This window comes from Variovorax glacialis (assembly GCF_051216375.1).
Classification (GTDB): Bacteria; Pseudomonadota; Gammaproteobacteria; order Burkholderiales; family Burkholderiaceae_C; genus Variovorax.
In genome coordinates this window covers 107,780-131,277 of the sequence record NZ_JBPJZT010000015.1, presented here as the reverse complement: position 1 = coordinate 131,277, position 23,498 = coordinate 107,780, and the positions used below count along the sequence as shown (strand labels likewise).

Annotated in this window: 19 protein-coding genes and 1 other RNA gene; 12 read left to right on the top strand and 8 right to left on the bottom strand. The window is 66.3% G+C overall.

Annotation, left to right across the window (positions count from 1 at the left end; genetic code table 11):
• Positions 1-5 precede the first annotated feature (5 nt).
• The 6 genes from pstC (at position 6) to phoR (ending at position 5,904) form a co-directional block, all read left to right on the top strand.
• On the top strand, positions 6-1,076 hold the full coding sequence (gene pstC / locus ACSFBL_RS28625; protein WP_435519201.1) for a phosphate ABC transporter permease subunit PstC: 1,071 nt from the start codon (positions 6-8) through the stop codon (positions 1,074-1,076).
• On the top strand, positions 1,073-1,957 hold the full coding sequence (gene pstA, locus ACSFBL_RS28620) for a phosphate ABC transporter permease PstA (RefSeq protein WP_435519200.1): 885 nt from the start codon (positions 1,073-1,075) through the stop codon (positions 1,955-1,957). Before pstC ends, pstA begins: the two co-directional genes overlap by 4 nt.
• A gap of 115 nt (positions 1,958-2,072) precedes the next feature.
• Positions 2,073-2,852, top strand: a complete 780-nt coding sequence (pstB, locus tag ACSFBL_RS28615) for a phosphate ABC transporter ATP-binding protein PstB (RefSeq protein WP_435519199.1) — start codon at positions 2,073-2,075, stop codon at positions 2,850-2,852.
• A 129-nt stretch (positions 2,853-2,981) separates the two neighbouring features.
• Positions 2,982-3,683 (top strand): phosphate signaling complex protein PhoU, encoded by a 702-nt coding sequence (phoU, locus tag ACSFBL_RS28610; RefSeq protein ID WP_435519198.1) that lies wholly within the window; start codon positions 2,982-2,984, stop codon positions 3,681-3,683.
• Between the two features lie 143 nt (positions 3,684-3,826).
• Entirely contained in the window at positions 3,827-4,519 is a 693-nt protein-coding gene (gene phoB, locus ACSFBL_RS28605; RefSeq protein ID WP_435519197.1) for a phosphate regulon transcriptional regulator PhoB, read from the top strand.
• 44 nt (positions 4,520-4,563) lie between these two features.
• On the top strand, positions 4,564-5,904 hold the full coding sequence (gene phoR, locus ACSFBL_RS28600; protein WP_435519196.1) for a phosphate regulon sensor histidine kinase PhoR: 1,341 nt from the start codon (positions 4,564-4,566) through the stop codon (positions 5,902-5,904).
• Here the strand turns inward: phoR and ACSFBL_RS28595 are convergent.
• The 3 genes from ACSFBL_RS28595 to ACSFBL_RS28585 all read right to left on the bottom strand — a co-directional run bounded on the left by ACSFBL_RS28595 (position 5,888) and on the right by ACSFBL_RS28585 (position 9,318).
• Complete coding sequence (locus ACSFBL_RS28595; RefSeq protein WP_435519195.1) at positions 5,888-7,210, bottom strand: MATE family efflux transporter; 1,323 nt, start codon at positions 7,208-7,210, stop codon at positions 5,888-5,890. The two genes, phoR and ACSFBL_RS28595, sit on opposite strands and share 17 nt — an antisense overlap.
• Before the next feature lie 10 nt (positions 7,211-7,220).
• Positions 7,221-8,969, bottom strand: a complete 1,749-nt coding sequence (locus ACSFBL_RS28590) for a hypothetical protein (RefSeq protein WP_435519194.1) — start codon at positions 8,967-8,969, stop codon at positions 7,221-7,223.
• Positions 8,970-9,051: 82 nt separating this feature from the next.
• Positions 9,052-9,318, bottom strand: coding sequence for a type B 50S ribosomal protein L31 (locus ACSFBL_RS28585; RefSeq protein ID WP_028253870.1), 267 nt, complete (start codon positions 9,316-9,318; stop codon positions 9,052-9,054).
• A 160-nt stretch (positions 9,319-9,478) separates the two neighbouring features.
• Here ACSFBL_RS28585 and ACSFBL_RS28580 point away from each other — a divergent pair, with 160 nt between their 5' ends.
• The gene (locus tag ACSFBL_RS28580) at positions 9,479-10,540 is read left to right on the top strand and encodes an oxidoreductase (protein WP_435519193.1); all 1,062 of its coding nucleotides are present in this window, start codon (positions 9,479-9,481) and stop codon (positions 10,538-10,540) included.
• A 24-nt stretch (positions 10,541-10,564) separates the two neighbouring features.
• Here ACSFBL_RS28580 and rho read toward each other — a convergent pair whose 3' ends face one another.
• Together rho and trxA are read right to left on the bottom strand one after the other, a co-directional pair.
• Positions 10,565-11,830 carry a transcription termination factor Rho gene (gene rho, locus ACSFBL_RS28575; protein WP_286566020.1) on the bottom strand — a complete coding sequence of 422 codons (1,266 nt, stop codon included), beginning with the start codon at positions 11,828-11,830 and terminating at the stop codon, positions 10,565-10,567.
• 185 nt (positions 11,831-12,015) lie between these two features.
• The gene (trxA, locus tag ACSFBL_RS28570; RefSeq protein ID WP_028253873.1) at positions 12,016-12,348 is read right to left on the bottom strand and encodes a thioredoxin TrxA; all 333 of its coding nucleotides are present in this window, start codon (positions 12,346-12,348) and stop codon (positions 12,016-12,018) included.
• Positions 12,349-12,478: 130 nt separating this feature from the next.
• Here trxA and ACSFBL_RS28565 point away from each other — a divergent pair, with 130 nt between their 5' ends.
• The 4 genes from ACSFBL_RS28565 to ACSFBL_RS28550 all read left to right on the top strand — a co-directional run bounded on the left by ACSFBL_RS28565 (position 12,479) and on the right by ACSFBL_RS28550 (position 19,902).
• Positions 12,479-15,031 carry a PD-(D/E)XK nuclease family protein gene (locus ACSFBL_RS28565; RefSeq protein WP_435519192.1) on the top strand — a complete coding sequence of 851 codons (2,553 nt, stop codon included), beginning with the start codon at positions 12,479-12,481 and terminating at the stop codon, positions 15,029-15,031.
• An 8-nt stretch (positions 15,032-15,039) separates the two neighbouring features.
• Positions 15,040-18,294 (top strand): UvrD-helicase domain-containing protein, encoded by a 3,255-nt coding sequence (locus ACSFBL_RS28560; RefSeq protein ID WP_435519191.1) that lies wholly within the window; start codon positions 15,040-15,042, stop codon positions 18,292-18,294.
• Positions 18,291-19,529, top strand: coding sequence for a TIGR03862 family flavoprotein (locus ACSFBL_RS28555; protein WP_435519190.1), 1,239 nt, complete (start codon positions 18,291-18,293; stop codon positions 19,527-19,529). Before ACSFBL_RS28560 ends, ACSFBL_RS28555 begins: the two co-directional genes overlap by 4 nt.
• Positions 19,530-19,617: 88 nt before the next feature.
• Positions 19,618-19,902 carry a hypothetical protein gene (locus ACSFBL_RS28550; RefSeq protein ID WP_435519189.1) on the top strand — a complete coding sequence of 95 codons (285 nt, stop codon included), beginning with the start codon at positions 19,618-19,620 and terminating at the stop codon, positions 19,900-19,902.
• A 33-nt stretch (positions 19,903-19,935) separates the two neighbouring features.
• On the opposite strand, the gene ACSFBL_RS28545 is transcribed toward ACSFBL_RS28550, so the two are convergent.
• The 3 genes from ACSFBL_RS28545 to ACSFBL_RS28535 all read right to left on the bottom strand — a co-directional run bounded on the left by ACSFBL_RS28545 (position 19,936) and on the right by ACSFBL_RS28535 (position 21,557).
• Positions 19,936-20,118, bottom strand: a complete 183-nt coding sequence (locus tag ACSFBL_RS28545; protein ID WP_435519188.1) for a hypothetical protein — start codon at positions 20,116-20,118, stop codon at positions 19,936-19,938.
• Between the two features lie 196 nt (positions 20,119-20,314).
• Positions 20,315-20,411: signal recognition particle sRNA small type (gene ffs / locus ACSFBL_RS28540), an RNA gene on the bottom strand.
• Between the two features lie 24 nt (positions 20,412-20,435).
• Complete coding sequence (locus ACSFBL_RS28535) at positions 20,436-21,557, bottom strand: M12 family metallopeptidase (RefSeq protein ID WP_435519187.1); 1,122 nt, start codon at positions 21,555-21,557, stop codon at positions 20,436-20,438.
• A 112-nt stretch (positions 21,558-21,669) separates the two neighbouring features.
• Here ACSFBL_RS28535 and dnaX point away from each other — a divergent pair, with 112 nt between their 5' ends.
• Positions 21,670-23,487, top strand: coding sequence for a DNA polymerase III subunit gamma/tau (dnaX, locus tag ACSFBL_RS28530; protein WP_435519186.1), 1,818 nt, complete (start codon positions 21,670-21,672; stop codon positions 23,485-23,487).
• The last annotated feature ends 11 nt before the right edge of the window (positions 23,488-23,498 follow it).

Here is a 23,498-nt window from a genome sequence, read left to right as displayed (position 1 = left end):
CGCGCATGAGCACTCCGCTTGATCGCGCGCCGGTTCCGGAGCGACCTGTGTCATCCACTTTCCCTGCAAGTGCCAATCCGCTCGACCTCGCAGGCGAGCGCGCTCGCGCGACTGCGAGCCCGCCGCCTGCCAAGCGTCCGCGCACCGGCGCCACCACCGATCGCCTGTTCGGGTGGGCCGCCAAGGGCGCCGCACTGCTGACCCTGGCGATGCTGATCGGCATCCTCCTGTCGCTGCTGGTCGGCGCATGGCCCGCCATCTCGAAGTTCGGCCTCGGCTTTCTCACCAGCAGCGTGTGGGACCCGGTTCAGAACGAATACGGCGGCCTCGTGATGATCTACGGCACGCTGGCCACCTCGGCCATCGCGTTGGTGATCGCCGTGCCGGTGAGCTTCGGCATCGCGCTGTTCCTCACCGAGATGTCGCCGTCCTGGCTCAAGCGTCCGCTCGGCACGGCGATCGAACTGCTCGCGGCGGTGCCGTCCATCGTCTACGGCATGTGGGGCCTGTTGGTCTTCGGGCCGATTCTTTCCACTTTCGTGCAGCAGCCGCTGCAGAAGCTTTTTGCCGGCGTGCCTTACCTGGGCGCGCTGGTGTCCGGCCCGCCCGTCGGCATCGGCATCCTGTCGGCCGGGATCATCCTCGCGATCATGATCATCCCGTTCATCGCCTCGGTGATGCGCGACGTGTTCGAGGTCACGCCCCCGCTGCTCAAGGAATCGGCCTACGGGCTCGGCTCCACCACCTGGGAAGTGGTCTCGAAGGTCGTGCTGCCCTACACCAAGGCCGGCGTGATCGGCGGCATCATGCTCGGCCTCGGCCGCGCACTGGGCGAGACGATGGCCGTCACCTTCGTGATCGGCAACACCAACCAGCTCAATTCGCTGTCGCTCTTCGAGGCGGCCAACAGCATCACCTCGGTGCTGGCGAACGAGTTCGCCGAAGCCGGCGCGGGCCTGCACCAGGCTTCGCTGATGTATCTCGGCCTGGTGCTGTTCTTCATCACCTTCGTCGTGCTCTCGCTGTCGAAGATCCTGCTCATGCAAATGCGCAAGAGCGAGGGGACCAAATCGTGAGGACCGCCGAACGACTCCTCACCGCCAAGGCGCTCGACGAGACCCGCGCAGCCAAGTTCGCGGGTCGCAAGCGCGTCAACATCATCGCCCTGTCGCTGTCGATGGCCGCGATGGCCTTCGGCGTCTTCTGGCTGGTCTGGATCCTCTGGGAAACGCTGCGCCTCGGCATCGGCGGCCTGACGCTGGCTACGCTCACCGAGATGACGCCGCCACCCAACGAGGCCGGCGGCATCGCGAACGCGATCTTCGGCTCGCTGGTGATGGTGCTGCTCGCCACCTTCGTCGGCACGCCGATCGGAATCATGGCCGGCATCTACCTTGCGGAATACAACCCGAAGGGCTGGCTGTCGAACATCGTGCGCTTCGTCAACGACATCCTGTTGTCGGCGCCGTCGATCGTGATCGGCCTGTTCGTCTACGCGGTGGTGGTGGCGTACTTCAAGTCCTTCTCGGGCCTGGCTGGCGCGCTGGCGCTGGCGCTGATCGTGATTCCGGTTGTGATCCGCACGACCGAGAACATGCTTCAGCTGGTGCCGCCGGGCCTGCGCGAGGCAGCCTATGCCCTGGGTACGCCGAAGTGGAAGGTGATCATGAGCATCACGCTGCGCGCCGCGCGCGCCGGTGTGGTCACGGGCGTGCTGCTGGCCGTGGCCCGCATCGCGGGTGAAACCGCGCCGCTGCTCTTCACCGCGCTCAGCAACCAGTTCTGGACCTCGGACATGTCGCAGCCGATGGCCAGCCTGCCGGTGACGATCTTCAAGTTCGCGATGAGCCCGTACGAGAACTGGCAGCAACTGGCCTGGGCCGGCGTGTTCCTGATCACCGTCGCGGTGCTCGGCCTCAACATCCTTGCGCGCATCCTGACGCGCAACAAGCTATGAGGCATCCCCAGGCTGCGCGCACTTCGTGTCGCTTCGCCTACCCCTTTGAAAGGGGCAACATCTGCGGCCCGGCCAAGCTGGTTCCGCGGTGTTTCCCGACAGGACTCGTCACACCATGAATTCACTTGCATCGACCCCCACCCGCTCGAAGATCTCGGTCAAGGACCTGAACTTCTACTACGGTAAGTTCCACGCGCTCAAGGGCATCAACCTCGAGATCCCCGAGAACAAGGTGACGGCCTTCATCGGCCCGTCGGGCTGCGGCAAGTCGACCTTGCTGCGGACCTTCAACCGCATGTTCGAGCTGTACCCGGAGCAGCGCGCCGAAGGCACGATTGCGCTGGACGGCGAGAACCTGCTGACCTCGAAGCAGGACGTGGCACTGATCCGCGCCAAAGTCGGCATGGTGTTCCAGAAGCCGACGCCGTTCCCGATGTCGATCTACGACAACATCGCCTTTGGCGTGAAGCTGTTCGAGAATTTGAGCGCTTCCGAGATGGACGACCGCGTCGAATGGGCGCTGAAGAAAGCCGCGCTCTGGACTGAAGTGCGCGACAAGCTGCAGCAGAGCGGCTCGGGCCTTTCGGGCGGCCAGCAGCAGCGTTTGTGCATCGCACGCGGCATCGCGATCAAGCCGGAAGTGCTGCTGCTCGACGAGCCATGCTCGGCGCTCGACCCGATCTCCACGGCCAAAATCGAAGAACTTATCGCCGAGCTGAAAAGCGAGTACACCGTGGTGATCGTGACGCACAACATGCAGCAAGCCGCCCGTTGCAGCGACTACACCGCCTACATGTACCTCGGTGACCTGATCGAATTCGGTTCCACGGAAGAACTCTTCTTCAAGCCGAAGCGCAAGGAGACCGAGGACTACATCACGGGGAGGTTCGGTTGACCACCCCCAGGCTTCGCGCACTTCGTGTCGCTACGCCACCCCCCTTCGAGGGGGCAACACCGGCGGTCCGGCGAAGCCGGTTCCGCGGCGTTCCCAACAAAGTCGCGCGCTGATCAAGGAGCAAATGCAATGACCGAAAAACATCTTTCCAGCCAGTTCGACAGCGAACTCAACACAGTCTCGTCCCGCGTGATGGAGCTCGGCGGCATGGTCGAGGCCCAGATTCATCAGGCGGTCTACGCACTTCAGCAGTTCGACCCGGAGACGGCCGACCGCGTGATGGAGACCGAGAACCGTGTCAACGCGATGGAGATCGAGATCGACCGCGAGCTGTCGTCGATCATCGCCCGCCGCCAACCGACCGCGCGCGACCTGCGCCTGCTGATCGCGATCTCGAAGACCACGGCAAACCTCGAACGCGTGGGCGACGAGGCGAACAAGATCGCACGCATGGTCAAGTCGATCATCGAGAGCGGCTCGGCGCGCGCGTTGCCTTCCACCGAGCTGCGCATCGCCGCGGACCTGGCCTCGGGCCTGCTGCGCAAGGCGCTCGACGCCTTTGCGCGCCTGGACACGGCCGCCGCGCTGTCGATTCTGAAGGACGACGACCTGATCGACAAGGAGTTCGACGGCTTCGTGCGCAAGCTGGTCACCTACATGATGGAAGACCCCCGCACCATCTCCGCGAGCCTCGACCTCCTGTTCCTGGCCAAGGCGATCGAACGCATCGGCGACCACGCGAAGAACATTGCGGAATTCATCATCTACATCGTGAAGGGGGCCGATGTGCGGCATACCTCGATGGAGGCCATTGAATCTGCGTTGCAGTAGCTCGCCCCCAGGCTGCGCGCACTTCGTGTCGCTTCGCCTACCCCCGACCGGGGGCAATACCGGCGGGCCGGCGGAGCCGGAACCGCGGTATTTCTGGCATGTGCGCCCGCGGGAAATGGAATCGAAAGAGAATTTGGAGATTCATGAAGAAACCTCGCATCCTGATCGTTGAAGACGAGTCCTCGATTGCCGAGTTGATCGCCGTCAACCTTCGTCACAACGGCTTCGAGCCGATCTGGGCCGAGGATGGCGCCTCGGCGCAGCGCGAGATCGACGCCTACCTGCCGGATCTCGTGCTGCTGGACTGGATGCTTCCGGGCCAGAGCGGCCTGCAGCTGGCGCGCCAGTGGCGCAAGGATTCGCGCACCAAGGCGATGCCGATCCTCATGCTGACTGCGCGCGGCGACGAGCCCGACAAGGTGGCGGGCCTCGACGCCGGGGCCGACGACTACATCACCAAGCCGTTCTCCACGCAGGAGATGCTGGCGCGCATTCGCGCCGTGCTGCGCCGGCGTGCGCCGGAAGCCGTGACCGAGCGAGTCGAGATCGGTGAACTGGCGCTCGACACCGCCACGCACCGCGTCACGTGGCAGGGCTCGCCGCTGAAGGTGGGGCCGACCGAGTTCAAGCTGCTGGGCTTCCTGATGCAGCATGCCGAGCGCGTGCACAGCCGCGCGCAGTTGCTCGACAAGGTGTGGGGCGACCACGTCTACATCGAGGAGCGCACGGTCGACGTTCACGTCAAGCGGCTGCGTGAATCGCTCGGCCCGGCCGCGCCGATGGTCGAGACGGTTCGCGGTGCCGGTTACCGGCTGACGGCCCAGGCCACTGTCTGAGGGACCGCGCCGGCCGACAAGACCGGGCGGGATAATGGGTCGGCATGCCGTTTCGTATCGCAACTTTCCTGATGGCCTCCCTCCTGGGAGGCGCCTGCGCCGGGGCGATCCTTGGATGGCGTTCCGTGTGGCTCGGCGCATGGCTAGGTGCCGTGCTCTGGCTGGTGCTCGACGCCTGGCGCGCGCGCCGCTTGCTGGAGGTGCTCCGTGCCGACGCCTCGGGGCTGCCGTCCCGCGGTCCCGGGGTGTGGGGCGAGTTGGCCGAACGCATCCGCAAGCTGCTTCGCGCCCGAGAACAGCAAACCCGGCAGGCCGAGGAGCGGCTGCAGGAGTTCCTGGCGGCGATCCAGGCCTCGCCCAACGGCGTGGTGCTGCTCGATGAGCAGGGCCGCATCGAATGGTGCAACCAGACGGCGGCCGGCCAGTTCGGCATCGACGCCGAGCGCGACCTTCTTCAGCACATGGCGAACCTCGTGCGAGACCCGGCTTTCGTCGCGTACCTGGCCTCCTGGAACTACAGCCGTGATGTCGTCATCGATGCGCCCTCGCACGGGCAGGCGCATCGCAGCCACCCGGCACGGCTGTCGGTGCAGGTGCATCCCTACGCGGGCAACCGGCGCATGCTGCTCACGCGCGACATCACCTCACTGGAGCAGGCCGAAGCGATGCGCCGCGATTTCGTCGCGAATGTCTCGCACGAGATCCGCACGCCGCTCACGGTGCTCGCGGGCTTTGTCGAAACCCTGCAGAACCTGCCGCTCGACGCCGAGGAGCGATCCCGCTATCTGTCGCTCATGGCGCAGCAGTCGCACCGCATGGAGACGCTCGTCAACGACCTGCTGACCTTGTCGAAGCTCGAGGGCAGCGCCGCGCCGCCACCGAGCCGGTGGACACGCATTCGCGCGCTGATGGCCCAGTGCGAGGACGAAGGCCGGGGCCTGTCGAGCCGGCTGTCCGCGCAAGGCCATCGTCTTTCGTTCACGAGCGATGCCGACTCCGAAATCGCGGGCGCGCCGACCGAATTGCAGAGCGCCATGTCCAACCTGTTGAGCAACGCCATCCGGTACACGCCCGGTGGGGGCGAGATAAAAGTGACCTGGCGACTGCTGCCCGACGGCCGCGGCGAATATGCGGTGCAGGACAGCGGCCCGGGCATTGCCGCCGAGCACATTCCGCGACTGACGGAGCGCTTCTATCGCATCGATCGAAGCCGCTCGCGCGAAACCGGCGGGACCGGCCTGGGACTGGCGATCGTGAAGCACATCGCGCAACGGCACGGCGCCGAATTGCGCATCGAGAGCACGGTGGGGAAGGGCTCGCGCTTCGCGCTCGTCTTTCCGGTCACGCGGCTCCGGCAAGGCTCCGCGCTCAGCGCCGTCGCCTGATCGTCCACACCAGCAGCGCGAGGAACAGCATCGCGGTGATCGCGAGCGCCAGCGCGCTCATGAGCCAGAAGGCGAGGGGCGACTGCATCGCGGGCCAGGGGCCGATCCCGCGATAGGCCAGCAGGTAGCTCCCGCCGAGTCCCACGCCCCAGAGCAACGTGCAATAGAGGATCAGCGGCATCACCGTGACGCGGTAGCAGCGCAGGACGAAGACGCACAGCGTCTGCAGTGCGTCCGCAAGATGGTAGAAGGCCGTGGTCATCAACAGCGTTGCGCCGAGGGCGACCACGGCCGGATTGGCCGAGTAGACGCCTGCGAGTTGCCAGCGAAACAGCGTCATCGTCGCGGCGAAGAGGAGCGCGAGGAACATCGTCAGTTCAAAGCCCTTCACGCAAGCCTGGCGCGCACGTGCGGCTTCGCCGGCACCGAGCCAGAAGCTGACCCTGGCGCTGGTGGCGATGGCGAGTGAGAGCGGCATCATGTAGGCGACCGCGGTCAGGTTCGACGCGATCTGGTGGGCGGCTGCCGCGGCAGTGCCCAGGCGCGCAATGAACAGCGCCATCAGGGTGTAAGAGGTCACTTCCACCAGCACGGCCAGGCCGGCGGGAACGCCGAGCCGGGCGAACTGGCGAATCTGCGTCCAGTCGAAGGCCTCGATGCGTTGCCAGAACCGGTACTCGCGATAGAAAGCCTGGTTTCGCAGCAGCCAGATCGCGGCAGCCAGCATGGCGTAGTTCACCGTCAGTGTCGCCCAGCCACAGCCCACCAATCCCATGGCCGGTACACCCGCACCGCCAAAGGCGAACCAGATCGACAGCGGCAGTTTCAGGCCGAGCGATGCCAGTTGCAGCCAGGTCACGAGTTGCGGCTTGCCCAGGCTCTGGTTGAGCGTGCTGAACAGGCGGAACAGCAGGGCGGGCGGCAAGGCGAAGGCCAGCACGCGCAAGTAGGCTTCGACGTCGCCGCGCATGCCCTGTGGAACCTCGGTCCATGTCAGCATCGGCGCGGGAAAGAGCAGCACCGCCATGCCGAGGACGATCGTGATGCCGCACAGGTAGAGCGATTGCCGTACCGACCGCCCGACTTCCGCCGTGCGCTGCGCGCCGTGGAGTTCGGCCCAGACGGGCAGCAGGGCCTGCAGGACACCCATCAGGGAAACGAAGACGCTGATGAAGATCGCCGAGCCGACCGAAAGGGCCGCCAGCGCACCATCGGCGTAACGCCCGGCGACGATCGTGTCGGTGACGCCGAAAGCCATCACGGCCAGCTGGCCGACCAGCACCGTGGCGGCGTGGCGCGCGATCACACGCCTTTCACTAGCCACCTGTGGGCGCAATCCGCTGGAAGAGGAGCAGGTCGTCGGTTGCGCTGGTCGGCCGCCGGAAGGTGCCGATCAGGCGCCAGCGCTCGAGGTTCGCGATGTTGTGCAGGTAGCCGACACCGTCGGCCCCGACGATCAGCCAGGGGCAGTTGGCCCCGCCTTCGGCCAACAGCGGCGTCAGCTTGAAACGCCCGTGGTGCCGCAGCGCCGCGACGTGCGGGCGGCTGAGCGCGAGGGTGGAGACACAAGCGGGCTGGCCGATGCGATCGGAGATGACGCGCACCTGCGGCGCGAAGCTCAGGGCATGGTCCAGCGCCGGCAGCCAGAGCGTGGTGCCCAGCAGCCAGCACAGCGCCGCGCCCCCTGCGGGCAAGACCAGGGTCTTCCAGAGCGCCGCGCGATGACGGCCTGTCCGCCACCGTACGAGCCAGCCCCATGCGATCGTCGCGGCCAAGGCGAACATGAGCGTGAGCCAGGAGAAGGACGGCACGAACCCGGGCACGAGTCGCGAAAGACTGGCGGCCATCTTGGGCGGGTAGCCCGTCTGCAGCGCGATCCAGTAGCCCCAGATGATCACGGCGGTGCCGCTGAAGAACAGCAGCGTGAACCAGTCGATGAGCGCCGATACGCTGCGCCGCAGGGTCGGCAGCGCAAACGCGGCCAGGGTCGCGAACGCGGGGAGGGCAAGCAGCAGGGACCGTTCGGAGAAGCTGGTGGTCCAGGTGGCGAAGAGCGGGACCAGCGCAAACCATAGCGGCAGCGCGACATGCCGCGCGATGAGCTGGTGCCGCCAGCGCCAGATCGTCCACACGGTGAGGGGCCAGGCCGGCCAGGTGAACCACAGCAGCAGCTTGGCCTGGCTGCGCAGATCGGCGATGAGGCGGATGCCGGGACGGCCGCCGGGCATTGCGATCTTCCACTGCAGCAATCCCAACCCAATGGACAGTGCAGCAGCCAGCACCGTGATACCGAAGACCGTTGCGATCGCGCCCTTGGTGTACGTGGGCTCGACATCCTGTGATTCGCCGGTGCTCTCGCCACGGCGCCGTTCCAGCAAAAGGATCGCCACGCAGCCGAAGCCCAGCATCAACGCGACCGTGGGGCCGCCGCTCAGCGCCAGGCCGATCGCGCCGGCGACCAGCGAGATGAACGCACCGGTGCGCCGGTACGGCAGCGCGGCGACGCCGAAGAACATCAGGGAGGTGAAGAAGAGCTGCGCAAGTGCCGGCGTGGTCTCGTGCCCGAGCTGCGCGAGGCCGAGGCAGGCGATCAACGCCAGCAAGGCGCCATCGGCGATGGCCCGCGCGTAGTCCGTCGGGCGCGCCTCGCCGCCGAACGCGAACGCCACGGGCTGCGCGCGAGATGTTCGGGCGAGGTAGTAGACGGCGTACCAGGTGGCGGTGAACGCGCCGGCCAGCAGCATGGCGAAGGCGATGCGAACCGCAAGGTCGGGGTTGACCCACCCGGGCGCGATCTTGATCGCCCAGGCGCCGATCCAGTATGGGATCAGCGCGGGTGTTTCAGGCCGCAATCCGAGCAGCAGGGGATCGAGCCAGCGCGCGATGCCTTCGGTGCTTTGGGCGAGTTCGGCCATGTAGCCGAAGGCCGTGATGTCGGCGCTCTTCCAGGGGCCCCGGCCCAGCAGCCCGGGCATCAGGTAGGCCGCGCACAGCAGCAGCAAGGCGATGCGCGGCAGGCGGCGCACGGCGCTCTGGGCAACGATCGCGGGCGTTGGCTGGTTCAACGGAAGAGTGCGAGAGGGTCGGGAGGAAAGAAAAAGGGCAGCGCGGTCAAACCGGGCTGCCCTCGACGCGGAAGCGCCTTCCTTACTTGGAGGCGGCGCCGGTGGTCTTGCCGAAGCGGTTGCGGAACTTCTCGACGCGACCGCCCATGTTGTCCACCGACTTCTGCGTGCCGGTGTAGAACGGGTGGGATTCGCTCGAGGTATCGAGCTTGAACAGAGGCAGTTCACGACCGTCGTCGGTGGTGCCCATTTCCTTGGTGTTCGCGCACGAACGGGTCACGAACTTGAAGCCGTTCGACAGGTCGACGAACAGAACTTCGCGGTAGTTCGGGTGAATGCCTTCTTTCATGGTCTTTCCTTTGGTCGATGCGAGAGCCACAAACCCCAAAAGCCGTGGATTCGGCCGGGATGTCCCGAAGGGATGACACGGCACGGCGCCGTGTTGCACTTTTCGCTAAGCCCGCAATTATCGCATACTGGTGCTTTTCAGCGCCATAGAGACCGTCACCATGCCACTTCCTACCTTGCGCGCCGGTCTCGTGGGCTATGGGTTCGCAGGCCAGACATTCCATGCCCCGGTGGTCTCGGCCGTCGCAGGCCTCGATCTGGCGGCGGTGGCCAGTTCGCAACCACGCAAAGTCCATGCGGACTGGCCAGGCGTGGATGTGATCCCGGACGTCGAGGCACTGTTGCGTCGAACCGACATCGACCTGGTCGTCATCGCAGCGCCGAACGCCCAGCACTACCCGCTGGCCAAGGCCGCGCTTGCTGGCGGCAAACATGTCGTCGTCGACAAGCCTTTCACGCTCGACGCCGCCCAGGCCCGCGAACTGGCCGCGCTGGCCCAACAGAACGGCCGGGTGCTGTCGGTCTATCAGAACCGTCGTTATGACTCGGACTTCCTGACGCTGCGCGACCTGCTCGCCAGCGGCGAACTGGGTCGGCCGGTGTATCTCGAGTCGCATTTCGATCGCTTCCGTCCGCAGGTGCGCGAGCGCTGGCGCGAGCAGCCCGTGCCCGGCGCTGGCCTGTGGGTGGACCTGGGTTCGCATCTGGTCGATCAGGCGGTTCAGTTGTTCGGCCGGCCCGACACCTTGCAACTCGATACGGCCGCCTTGCGCGACGGGGCACTGGTCGAAGACTATTTCCACGCCGTGCTCCGCTATGAAACCGCCGCGCACGCGCCGATGCGGGTGGTGTTGCACGCAACCACGCTCGCGGCGCATGCGGCGCCTCGCTACATCGTGCATGGCACGCGCGGGAGCTACATCAAGCGGGGCGTGGATCCTCAGGAGGATGCGCTGCGCGAGGGAGGGATTCCAGGCGGCGCAGGCTGGGGCGCCGATCCAATCGATGGCGAATGCACAGTGGTACTCGACGATGGCCGCAGCCAGACGCGGGCGGTGCCGACACTGGCGGGCAACTACGTCCGCTACTACACGGCCATCCGGGACGCGATCCATGGGGAGGGCCCGAATCCGGTGACCCCGGAACAGGCGGTCGAGCTGATGGAACTGCTCGACCTGGGACGCCAGAGCGCGACAGAAGGCCGGGCCCTGACGGCGCGCTGACGTTGCCGCCAGCGCAGGAGGCGATCAGCCTCCGCGACGCATCATGTCGAAGAACTCGACATTGGTCTTCGTCGCCTTCATGTTCTTGAGCATGAGCTCCATCGCCTCGATCTCGTCCATGTTGTACATGAGCTGGCGGAGGATGCGGGTCTTCTGCAGGATCTCGGGCGGCAACAGCAGTTCTTCGCGACGCGTGCCGCTGCGGTTGAGCTGGATCGAGGGGAAGACGCGCTTTTCGTAGAGACGGCGGTCGAGGTGGATTTCGGAGTTGCCGGTGCCCTTGAACTCTTCGAAGATCACTTCGTCCATGCGGCTGCCGGTATCGATCAGCGCAGTGCCGATGATGGTGAGCGACCCGCCTTCTTCGACGTTGCGCGCGGCGCCGAGGAAGCGCTTGGGGCGCTGCAGTGCGTTCGAGTCGACACCGCCGGTCAGCACCTTGCCCGACGAGGGCACGACGTTGTTGTAGGCACGGGCAAGGCGGGTGATCGAGTCCAGCAGGATCACCACGTCCTTCTTGAGTTCGACCAGGCGCTTGGCGCGCTCGATCACCATTTCGGCGACGTGAACGTGACGGGCGGCCGGTTCGTCGAAGGTCGACGCGATGACCTCGCCCTTCACCGTGCGCTGCATTTCAGTCACTTCCTCAGGCCGCTCGTCCACCAGCAGCACCATCATGTGCACTTCGGGATAGTTGGCGCTGATCGCGTGGGCGATGTGCTGCATCATCACCGTCTTGCCGCTCTTGGGCGGGGCCACGAGCAGGGCGCGCTGGCCTTTGCCGATGGGCGCGATGATGTCGATGATGCGGCCGGTGATGTTCTCGTCGCCCTTGAAGTTGTCGCGTTCCAGACGCATCAGTTCCTTCGGGAACAGGGGCGTCAGGTTCTCGAACATCACCTTGTGCTTGTTCGCTTCGGGCAGGCCGTCGTTGACCTTGTCGAGCTTCGTCAGCGCGAAGTAGCGCTCGCCGTCCTTGGGCGTTCGCACTTCGCCTTCGATCATGTCGCCGGTGTGCAGGTTGAATCGGCGCACCTGGCTCGGCGAGATGTAGATGTCGTCCGTGCTCGCCGTGAAGCTGGTGTCGGGGCTGCGCAGGAAGCCGAAGCCGTCCGGCAGGATCTCGAGCACGCCGTCGGCAAACACCTGCTCGCCGGCCTTTGCACGCTTCTTGATGATCGCGAACATCAGCTCCTGCTTGCGCATGCGGCCGACGTTTTCGATCTCAAGGGCTTCGGCCTGCTTGAGGACTTCGGACACGTGGAGTGCCTTGAGTTCGTTTAAGTGCATGGAATGACCCCTTGCGGGGAAATCTGTCAAAACCAGGAGGGGGAGGTTTGGGGAGAGGCGAGAGATGCCTCACAAACCGGGGAACTCGAACCGGGTACCTGAATGGGCCGGTGATCTGTGGGGAATTATGACAGGAAAAAAGGCAAAGCTGCCGGCGCGTTGCGCGCAGGCAGCATGGGTATCGCTCAGGCCAGTTGCTGATCGATGAAGGCCGTCAGTTGCGCCTTGCTCATTGCACCGACCTTGGTGGCGGCCAGTTGGCCATCCTTGAACAGCATCAGCGTCGGGATGCCGCGGATACCGAACTTGGCGGGGATGTCGCGGTTCTCGTCGACATTCATCTTGGCGATCTGCAGCTTGCCCTCATAGGTGTTCGACACCTCGTCAAGGATAGGCGCGATCATCTTGCAGGGGCCGCACCATTCGGCCCAGTAGTCCACCAGAACGGGCTTGCCGGACTTGAGCACGTCGGCTTCGAAAGAAGAGTCGGAGATGTGTTTGATGAGATCGCTGGCCATGGAATGTGTCCTTCTGCGCGGAGAGTTTCGGTGCAGCTAAAGTGCGGGTCATTGTGACAGAAACCAAGTGTCGGCGTGGCCGGCACCGAAGCTATGGCCCCGATAGCCAAAGCCATCCCGAATACACCCCATGCAATCTTCTGAGCGCCATCCGGCGCACGCGCTCTGGTGCGATCCGGACCAGGGCATCGTCCGCCGCATCTCGAGCGTTCTCGCCGAACGACGGATTCACGCGGCGCGGACCGTGGTGCTCGTGCCCTACGCGCAACTGATGCAAGTGGCCCGCGCCATGTGGGCCGCGCACGGCGGTGCGGGCTTCGCACCGCGCTTCGAGACCACGCGCAACTGGGCGCGCAGCGCGGGCGGCTTCACGCCCGGCGTCGACGACATCGCCTTCGACATGGCGCGTGATCTGCTGACCGCGCAGTCCCTGCTGGCCCGCACGGGCTTCGCGGCATCGCGCAATGCGCTGGCGGGGCGGCTGGTCGAGATCGTCCTCCAGCTTGCTCCTCTGGCCGCGGCCGAGCGTCCTGACGAACGCGCCGCGTGGGCCCAAAGCGTCCGCGACATCGTCGGCGCGGGCAAGGGCTCCGAATGGTTCGACATCGAAAGTGCGCTCAACGGCATCGCGCTGGCGTGGGCATCCACTTCCGGCTATGCAACCGACGTGCTGCTCGCGGGCCACGCGCTCGCGCAGGTCGATCAGTTGATCGTGCTGGACGGGCTTCAGAGCGACCCGCTGACTCGCAAGCTGGCCGCCCTGATGGGTGAGCGCGCCTTGCACTTGCCGCTCGCGACATTGGGCGCGCCCGCCTGCGTGGTCGATCTGCACGCAGCGGCTGATCCTGAAGACGAGGCGGATCGCGCGGCAGCCTGCGTCCTGAATCATCTGTCCGAAGACCGCGCGCCCGTGGCCCTGGTCGCCACCGACCGTGCGCTGACACGCCGCATCAGCGCCCAGCTCGTGGCGCATGGCGTGGTTCCCCATGATGAGACCGGTTGGAAGCTGTCCACCACTCGTGCTGCGGCGAACCTGATGAGCGCGTTGCGCGCCTGCGCCCACGACGCCAGCAGCGACCAGGTCCTCGACTGGCTCAAGGCGGCCAGCGCTTTCGATGGTCGTGCCGTCCTGGCGCTCGAGGCGCGTCTGCGCGATCGCGGCATGCGTGACTGGCGCGGTTGGTGTTCGTGGGTGCCTGCCAGCGAAAAGCCCACCGATGCGAATCTCCTGCGTTTGACGGAGGCCATCGAGGCCCTCCGAGAGCCGCTCGTCCGGGCCCGGCCGCTCGGCGAATGGCTCCAGGCGACAAGAACCTTGCTCGAAGCCGGCGGCCAGTGGGCCGGGCTGGCCGGTGATGTGGCCGGCATCGAGGTGATCGCCGCGCTCTACCTGGACGCCGACGAAGGCGAGATTCGGGGCACGCGCTGCACGCTGGCGGAGTTCACGGCCTGGGTACGCGATGTGCTCGAAGCGGCCAGCTTCGTCTTGGCGCCATCGAACAGCGAGGCATCGCAGGTCGTCGTCCTGCCGCTGCACCAGTTGCTCGGTCGCGCCTTCGCGGCCGTGGTCGTGCCGGGTTGCGACGATCAGCGGTTGCCTGCCTCTCCCGAGCCGCCAGGCGACTGGAATCCGACACAGCGCGCCGGCCTTTCGCTGCCATCCCGCGAAGAACTCGAAGCCGCGCAGCGCGCCGCATGGGCCATCGCGATGCGCGCGCCGCGCTGCGACGTGCTGTGGCGCCAGTTCGACGCGAGCGGCGAGCCGGTGCGACCAAGTCCGCTCGTGCAGATGCTCCATCTCGACCATTCGGCGGCCGAGGCCACCGATCCTCGCCTTTCCGTGCAGGTCGAGGCCCGGCCGACACCGCATCCGCAGCCGCACGGCAACGCGCTGGTGCCCGCCAGCCTGTCATCGACTGCCTACGAGGACTTGCGACGCTGTCCCTACCGCTTCTTCGCCCTGCGCCAACTCGGCTTGCGCGACAGCGACGAACTCGATGCCGAGATCGACAAGCGCGATTTCGGCAACTGGCTGCATGCCGTCCTAGGCCATTTCCATGAAGCCCTGAAGGATGTGCAGACCTCCGATCTCGCGACCCGCCGCGCGATGATGGCCACGGCGGAAGCACTCGCGACACGGGAATTCGGCCTGTCGAAGGCCGAGTTCCTTCCCTTCGCCGCGGCCTGGCCTGCCGTGCGCGACGGCTACCTGTCCTGGCTGGCCGGCCACGAGACCGGCGAAGGCGCAGTATTCGTCGAGTCCGAGCCCTGGAAGGAAGTACCGCTCGGCAGCGTCAAGCTGATTGGCCGCCTGGACCGCGTCGACGCGACGCCCGACGGCAGGGCCTTCGTGATCGACTACAAGACCGAGTCGGCCGACAAGACCCGCGAACGCGTCAAGGATCCGACGGAAGACACGCAGCTCGCTTTCTACGCGGCCCTGTTTCCGGACGACAGCTTGCGCGCGGCCTACGTCAACGTCGGCGAGAAGGCATCGGGCACGCAGACCTTCGAGCAGCCCGAGATCGTGGCCGCACGCGATGCGCTGGTGGCCGGCGTGATGGACGATCTGGCGCGCATCGGCCAGGGCGCGGCGCTGCCCGCGCTGGGCGAAGGGCCGGTCTGTGACCACTGTGCCGCCCGCGGCCTGTGCCGCAAGGATTTCTGGGAAGTGACCGAATGAGCGCTGCCATGACTGCCGCGGCCTATGAACACAATGGCATGCGCGTTTCGCGCGAGCGCTTCTACGCCATCGCCTGCGATCCGCGCCGCTCGGTGGCGGTTGAAGCCTGCGCGGGTGCCGGCAAGACCTGGATGCTTGTGTCGCGCATCCTTCGCGCCTTGTTGGAGGAAGGCGAGGGCGCCTGCGAGGCCCACGAGATCCTGGCCATCACCTTCACCAAGAAGGCCGCCGGCGAGATGCGCGAGCGCCTCGACCAGTGGCTCGAAAAGTTCGCCGGGCAACCGGTGGGCGAGTTGGTTCCGGAACTGGTGATGCGCGGGATGGAGCCGTCGGCCGCGGAGGCAGCGGCGCCACGCCTTCAGAACCTCTACCGGGAACTGCTCGCGCGCGGACGGCCCGTTCAATTCCGGACTTTCCATGCGTGGTTCGCCGGGCTGCTTCGCAGTGCGCCCGTTGCGGTGCTCGAACGCTTGCGGCTGCCCGCCAACTACCAACTCCTGGAAGACGACGCCGAGGCGCGCGCCCGCGTCTGGCGCCCCTTCTATTCCGCCGTTGCCGCGGACGAGGCCGCCTCGGCCGACTACCACGCGCTCGTCGCCACGCACGGCCGTTCGCAGATCGCCAAGGCACTGGACGAGGCCCTCACGCGCCGCGTGGAGTTCGCACTCGCGGATGCGCATGACGCGGTCGATGCGGCGGTGACGCCCATGGGTGTCATGTACCCCGTTTTCGAGCGCGCGGAATCGCCGGACGACATCCTGCTCCGCGATCCTGCCTGGCGCAACGTGATGCTGGCCGCGGCCCGCGCGCTCGGCCGCGCGAGCGCGCCGACCTTTTCGCGGCGAGGCGTCGAACTCGAACAAGCCATGACTGAAGGCCATGCGGCCGCCGTGCTCGATGCCCTGCTCACGCAAAAGGGCGAGCCGCGCAAGTTCAGCGAGAAGCTGGCCGGCCTCGATGACGTGCGCGCCGCGCAGGACCGCGCGCTGCAGTTCTGCGCAGCGAAGGCACAGCACGAAGCCTGGCTCCACCAACAGCGCATGGCCCGGCTCACCCGGCTGCTCAGTGCCTGCTTCGTCGAAGTCAAGGCCGAGAACGGCTGGGTGGACATGAACGACGTCGAGCAGGCGGCGCATCTTCTGCTCGGCAATGCGGAGCTGTGGGGCTGGGTGCAGGAGCGGCTGGATGCGCGCGTGCGGCATCTGCTCATCGACGAATTTCAGGACACCAACCCGCTGCAGTGGCAAGCGCTCAACGGCTGGCTCGGGAGCTACGCCGGCGCCGGTGGACGGCGGCCGGGTGTGTTCATCGTCGGCGATCCGAAGCAGAGCATCTACCGCTTTCGGCGCGCCGAGCCGCAGGTGTTCATCGCGGCCAAGCAGTTCGTGCAGCAGGGCCTGAATGGCGACCTCCTGAACTGCGACCACACGCATCGCAATGCGCAGGCGGTCGTGGGCCTGGTCAACGCGGCGATGCAGGACGCGCAGCAGGCCGGCGAGTTCAGCGGATTCCGCGACCACACGACGGAATCGAAAGTGCCAGGGCGCGTGCGGAAGCTCCCGCTGATTGCTCGGGATTCGATTGGGGGTGCCGACCCGGCCGACCAGACGGTCGCCGATGCCGATGGCATGCTGCCCTGGCGCGACAGCCTCACCACACCTCGCATCCTGCCGGAAGAGCGCCTGCTGCAGAAGGAATGCGAGCAGGCGGCGCGCTGGATCGCCGATCGCATCGCCGGTGGTCTGGCACCGAGCCGGATCATGGTCCTCGCGCGCCGGCGCAGCCGCCTGACCGTGCTGCAGGACGAACTGCGCAAGCTGCACATCGCCGTGCAGCAGCCGGAGAAGAACGAGCTGAACGATGCGCCCGAAGTGCAGGACATCATTGCGCTCGTCGATGCGCTGGTGTCTCCGGACCACGACCTGTCGCTTGCGCGCGCGTTGAGATCCCCGCTGTGGAGCATCGATGACGATGCGCTGGTGCAACTCGCACTGCGTCAGCGCGCCGGCCGCGCGAGCTGGTTCGACCTGCTGCAGGCACCGGACTGGCAGGGGTCGCTTGCCGGCATCGGTCCGCGATTGCGACGATGGCAGCAATGGCTTGCCGCATTGCCGCCGCACGATGCGCTGAGCGCGATCTTTCATGACGGTGAAGTGCTGCCGAAGTTCGCCGCCGCCGCGCCGGCCGCACTGCGTGCGAGCGTGCTCGCCAATCTGCGCGGCCTGCTGGCGGCATCGCTCGAACTCGACGGTGCGCGCTTCGCGACGGCCTATGGCTTCGTGCGCGCCATCCGTGCCGGCGGCGTTCGCGCGCCCGCGGTGACTGTCGCCGACGCCGTGCAACTGTTGACGGTGCACGGCGCCAAGGGGCTCGAAGCCGAACTCGTGCTGCTGCTGGACACCGACGCCTCGGCGCAGCGCGCACAGACCATGGGCGTGCTCGTGAAATGGCCCGGCCATGCCGCTGCGCCGGAACGCTTCGTGTTCATGGCCAGCGAGAAGAGTCCGCCTGCGTGCGCGGTCGACGACCTGGCGCAGGAACAGGCGGCGCGGCATCGAGAAGAGATCAACGCGCTCTATGTGGCGACGACGCGCGCGAGGGGAGAACTGGTCGTCTCCGCCGTTGCCGCCGCACGCCCGAATCCCCAGAGCTGGTGGGCCCGGCTGGAGCCGCGCTGCGAGCTGGTTGGCGACGTTCCTGAAACGGCCCCCGCGGTGTCGACCCGGGTTCCCGCCGCGTTCCAGATGCTGCGCTTGCCTGAAGTGACGGCGACGGCAGCGCCGCAGCCGGTCGTACGCACGACCATCGATATCGACACACGTGCCTCGGCCATGGGGCAGGCGATGCATCGGCTGCTCGAATGGGCGGAGCCGGGCATTGCGTTGCCGGCCGGGCACGTGCGCGCCGCGGCGCGCGAGTTTGCGCTCGACCTGCAGGCCGCTCGCGCTGCCGCGGCCCTGGCGCAACGCATTCGCGCCGGACAGGGCGCGTGGGCGTGGGACATGGATGCGCTCGACTGGCACGGCAACGAGGTCACACTGATTCACCAAGGGCAGACGCTGCGCATCGATCGCCTGGTCCGCCATCGCGACAGCGGCGCGTGGTGGGTGCTCGACTACAAATCCGCCGCGCGGCCCGAACGCGACGCCAGCCTGATCGCGCAACTCAACCGCTACCGCGACGCGGTGCAAGACGCCTACCCTGGTGAAACGGTGCGCGCCGCGTTCCTGACCGGGCAGGGTGAACTGGTCACACTCGAATGAAACAAGATCAACGTGTCGCCGTCGTCGGCGGCGGCCCCGCCGGCTTGATGGCTGCGGAAGTCTTAAGTGCGCGGGGCGTGCAGGTGCATCTCTACGACGCCATGCCTTCCGTCGGGCGCAAGTTCCTGCTCGCTGGGCGCGGTGGGCTGAACCTTACGCATTCGGAACCCTTCGACATCTTCGCCAGCCGCTTCGGCGAGCGCCGCGCGCAGATCGAGCCGCTGCTCCGGCGCTTCGGGCCCGATGCCTTGTGCGAATGGGCGCATGGGCTCGGGATCGAGACCTTCGTCGGCACGTCCGGTCGCGTGTTTCCGAAGGACATGAAGGCCGCGCCGTTGTTGCGTGCGTGGCTGCATCGCTTGCGCCAGGCCGGTGTGCAGTTTCACATGCGGCACCGATGGCTCGGATGGGACGATCCGTCGGAGCCTGCGACCACGCTGCGTTTCTCCAGCCCTGCGGGCGAGGTCGTCGCGCCGTACGACGCGGTCGTCCTTGCGCTTGGCGGAGCAAGCTGGTCGCGACTGGGGTCCGATGGCGCGTGGGTGCCGTGGCTTTCTGCGCGCGGCGTGGATGTTGCGCCCCTGGCTGCGTCCAACTGCGGCTTCGACCTGCAGTGGACGCCGTTCTTCGCCGAGCGCTACGCAGGCATGCCTTTCAAGTCGGTGGCGATCTCCTTCACCGATTCGCTTGGGCATCGCTTTCAGCGCAAGGGCGAGTTCGTCGCCACGGCAAGCGGTGTCGAAGGCAGCCTGGTCTACGCGGCCTCTGCGCTGCTGCGCGACGAGATCGCGGCCAACGGAAGCGCCACGTTGCAACTCGACCTGCTGCCCGATCGCACCGCCGAGCAAGTGCGCGGCGCCGTATCGCACCCACGAGGTTCGCGCTCCGTCGCCAGCCACCTCAAGAGTCGGCTCGGACTGGAGGGCATCAAGGCCGGCGTGTTGCATGAAGTGCTCACGCGCGACGAAATGCATTCATCCGACAAGCTGGCCGAAACCATCAAGGCCGTGCCGCTTCGGCTCGTGAGGACGCGGCCCATTGATGAGGCCATCAGCACCGCGGGGGGCGTCCGATTCAAGGGCATGGACTCGAACCTGATGGGCACTGCGCTGCCCGGCGTGTTCTTCGCGGGTGAGATGCTCGATTGGGAAGCGCCGACGGGCGGCTACCTCCTGACCGCATCGATGGCGAGCGGCGCAGTGGCCGCACAGGGCGTCCTGGCCCGATTCGGCTAGCACATTCAACGCGATGTGTACTTATGGTTGACGTGCATTTTTTCACGTTGACGATGACAATTTGCGGTCCTTTCAGCGGCACCCCACCATGTACCCGCAAGTCGACATCAAGAAGGTCAGAGACGGCTACTTCAACTACGGCGTGAGCATCGGCAACGCCGACGAGTGCTATGCGCGTCTCGGGCTGTGCTCGATCGCCGAATGCCTGCATGACGCTGCCACGGCGCTCGGCACCCACTTTCCGATCGCGGCCGTGAGCTATGAGGGACGCGCGTTGGGTTGCTATCACGTCGCGAACATGGAGCACAAGACCTTGGCGCTCGCGGCAGTGCTGACCGACAAGCTGCTTCGTGCGGAAGCGATCAGCCAGTAGCGGCAGAAACAGCGGGCCGCGCTGACGACAACCTCAGCGCACTTGCCAATGACGCGCCGTCTTGGCGATGACCTGCGCCGCATGAATCCTGAGATCCCCGCCTTGCCCCTTGTCGTGCGCGACGGGGAAAGGCCACGATGAGCGCCTGACGACGTTCGGCCGCGGCGTGAATGGGAGCACCCGCGCGGCGGTCAGTGCAGGGATGGAAGGGGTCATGCTGTCGCCTCGATGTTGTTCTTGGGGACGACAAATTCTACCGGAAAGACTGTATGCGCATCCAGTATTTCGAGGTGTGCCAATGCCAGTCGCGCAACTAAAGCGGCAGCGGTGTTGATTGAAAAAGTGAGGAGGGCGGGGCACTTGGCCCCTTGGGGCGCGTGAGTTGTCGAAACTCACGGCCTTTGGATGTTGGGTTGACGAGCCTTACCCCCGGCACTGACTACGCAGTTAGGGCTGCTTGGTTCCCCACCTGACCCGGTTGGCCACTTCACCATGCGGGGAGGCCCGTCAAACTCGATTGTAGGCGACTCCACTCACCAGACCAGTAGCGAGGTCTCCATCGCCGCATCGGCGTAGTACAGACGCACGCCGATCTGGTAGCTGCGACCCTTCTGCAGTCGCATGCTGACCTTGGCGTTCAGGTCCGTGCCGCTGTCGTCGGCGCCGGCGATCTGCACATTGCCGGTGGGCGTGACCTCAAACAGCACCAGCACCGTGTCGGAGGTTCCGAACGTGCCGATGTTGTAGGTACGAGTGCGGGTTGGCACGAAGTCGAAAGTGCGTGTCTCTCCGGCCTTGAGCTTGAGCAGCTGCGAGAGCCCGACCTTCAGCGCCGAGGTGCTGGGCGCCCGCACGCCAGGGTACGACTCGACCACCCAGGCCTTGTCCGCGTAGGAGAGTCCGCCCTTGGGCGTGAGGCCGGCCTTGTATTTGGCGGGCGCGTCGATGAGCCCCGCGTCGAACTGGTATTCCATGACCGAATCGGGATCCCACGTCGTCCCCTTGATCTCCGAGACGGGAATCTTGCGCAGGATGTTCCAGTCGATCTGCTGCTGGTCCCAGTTGTTCGGCGGGCCCGAAAAGTAGTCGAGAACGGCCTGGCGGTTCCAGGTGATGCCGGCGTTGGGATTCTGGTGTTCGTGTTCGAGACCGATCGTGTGGCCGATCTCGTGAAGCGCCGTATCGTGGCCGTAGTCGGTCGTGAGCGCCCAGCCGAAGTTCATCGTGCGCTCCTGCGGCGACTTGGTGCCCAGCACGTCCCGGCCCACGAAAGACCATGACCCATCCTGCGGATCGAAGCCGATGCGCACCATCGCGTCTTCGGGTGCATCCACCTTCCGGAAGCTGATGCCGATACCCAGCTTGGCCCACGTCTCGAACGAAGTGCCGACCACGCCGATGTCGGCCGTGCTGCCCTGCCATGCCGCAGGGACCGCATCGCCGCGCTTGAAGCAGTAGTACGTGATCTGGGTGCCGTTCACCCACTTTTTGCTCGCGGCCATGATGGCACGGGCGCGGCCGGCCGCGACGCCGGGATCGAACTGGCGGATCGTCTGCACGGGCTGCGCGCAATAGCGGCGCAGACCTGCATCGCCAGCCTGCCGTGTTTTCTTTGCCGCGGCGGTGCCTGCGGCTTTTCGTGGCGCGGTGGGCATATCGGTCTCCTCGATGGAGTTTTCATGCTAGACGCGAGACGCGCGAAATTCATCTGCAAGATGGCCTAGCCCGGCGCGAGGCGGGGTTCGGCGCCGACCCTAAAATGCGCCGATGGCCTATCTCGTGCTCGCTCGCAAACACCGTCCCAAAACCTTCAGCGAGATGGTGGGCCAGGAGCATGTCGTCCAGGCGCTCGAGAACGCGCTGACCTCGCAACGACTGCACCATGCCTATCTTTTCACCGGGACGCGCGGGGTCGGCAAGACCACCGTGTCGCGCATCCTCGCGAAGTCGCTCAACTGCCAAGGGCCGGACGGGCAGGGCGGCATCACCGCCGCGCCGTGCGGCATATGCCAGGCGTGCAGGGACATCGATGCGGGCCGCTTCGTCGACTACACGGAACTGGACGCGGCGTCGAACCGCGGTGTCGACGAAGTGCAGGCGCTGCTGGAGCAGGCCGTGTACAAGCCGGTGCAGGGGCGCTTCAAGGTCTTCATGATCGACGAAGTGCACATGCTGACCGGCCACGCCTTCAACGCGATGTTGAAGACGCTCGAGGAACCGCCCGAATACCTCAAGTTCGTGCTCGCCACGACCGACCCCCAGAAAGTGCCCGTCACGGTGCTCTCGCGCTGCCTGCAGTTCAACCTGCGGCCGATGGCGCCTGAAACCGTCCTCGAACATCTCACGCGCGTCCTGCAGACCGAAACCGTGCCGGCCGAGCCGCTGGCGCTGCGCCTGATTGCGCGTGCCGCGCGCGGGTCGATGCGCGATGCGCTGTCGCTGACCGACCAGGCGATCGCGTTCGGCAACGGCGAGTTGCTCGAAAGCGGCGTGCGCCAGATGCTCGGCAGCGTCGATCGCGGACATGTGTTCCGTCTCATCGAGGCGCTCGCGCAGGGCGACGGCAAGACGGTCGTCGAGACCTCCGAAGGGCTGCGCCGGGACGGACTTTCCGCCGCGTCCACGCTCGAGGAGATGACCACCGTCCTGCAGGCGATGGCCGTGTTGCAGGCCGTGCCGTCCCGCGCGGAAGCAGGTGGCGGCTCAGATCCTGACGCGGCCGAGACTGCACGTCTCGCCACGCTGATGCCCGCGGACGAAACGCAGCTTCTCTACAGCCTTTGCCTGCACGGTCGCGGCGAACTCGGGCTTGCCCCCGACGAATATGCGGCGCTCACGATGGTGCTGTTGCGCCTCCTGGCGTTCAAGCCCACCGGCGCGGCCGGCGCGGAAAAAAAAACTCTGAATGAAGCGCCTCGGCCCGTGGCGGCAACGCCGCGTGCCGTGCCTGCAGAAGTCGCCCGGCCGGTCGCCGCGCCGGCCGCTCAAATCCACGAGCCTGCGAGCGCTGCTACACCGCCCGGGCATCGTCTGCCGGTCGTCGAAGCGCCTTCGCTGGCGTCACCTGCGTCACCGAGGCCCGCGCCCGCCGACGAAATGACGCCGGCGCCAAGCAAGGTCGTCGCGATGCAGGTTCGCGTTCAACCGCCACCTGGCGCGCGCGAGGGCGAGGCCGTCGCCGCCTCGGCACCGATCCCGCCGAGCGAAGAGGGCGATTTCTGGCATGCCACAGTCACCCAACTGGTTGCCGCCGAGGCCATCGCTGCGCTCGCACGAGAGCTGGCTTTGCAATCCCAGTTGGTGGCAAGAGACGTCGACCAGTGGCTGCTGCGCGTCGAGCGCGAATCGCTCAACCAGACCAGCAGTCGGGAGAAGTTGCAGAACGCGCTCGCGACGTTGGGCCATGGCGTCAAAATCGCCATCGAGATCGGTGCTGTCGTCGACAGCCCGGCGCGCCGCAACAAGCGGGCCGCCGACGAGCGTCAGCGTGTGGCCGAGGAGGCGATCCGCAACGATCCGGACGTGCAATCGATGATGCGCGACTGGGACGCGCGGATCGTTCCGGGGACGCTTCGGCCCGCCTGAGTTTCATTCAT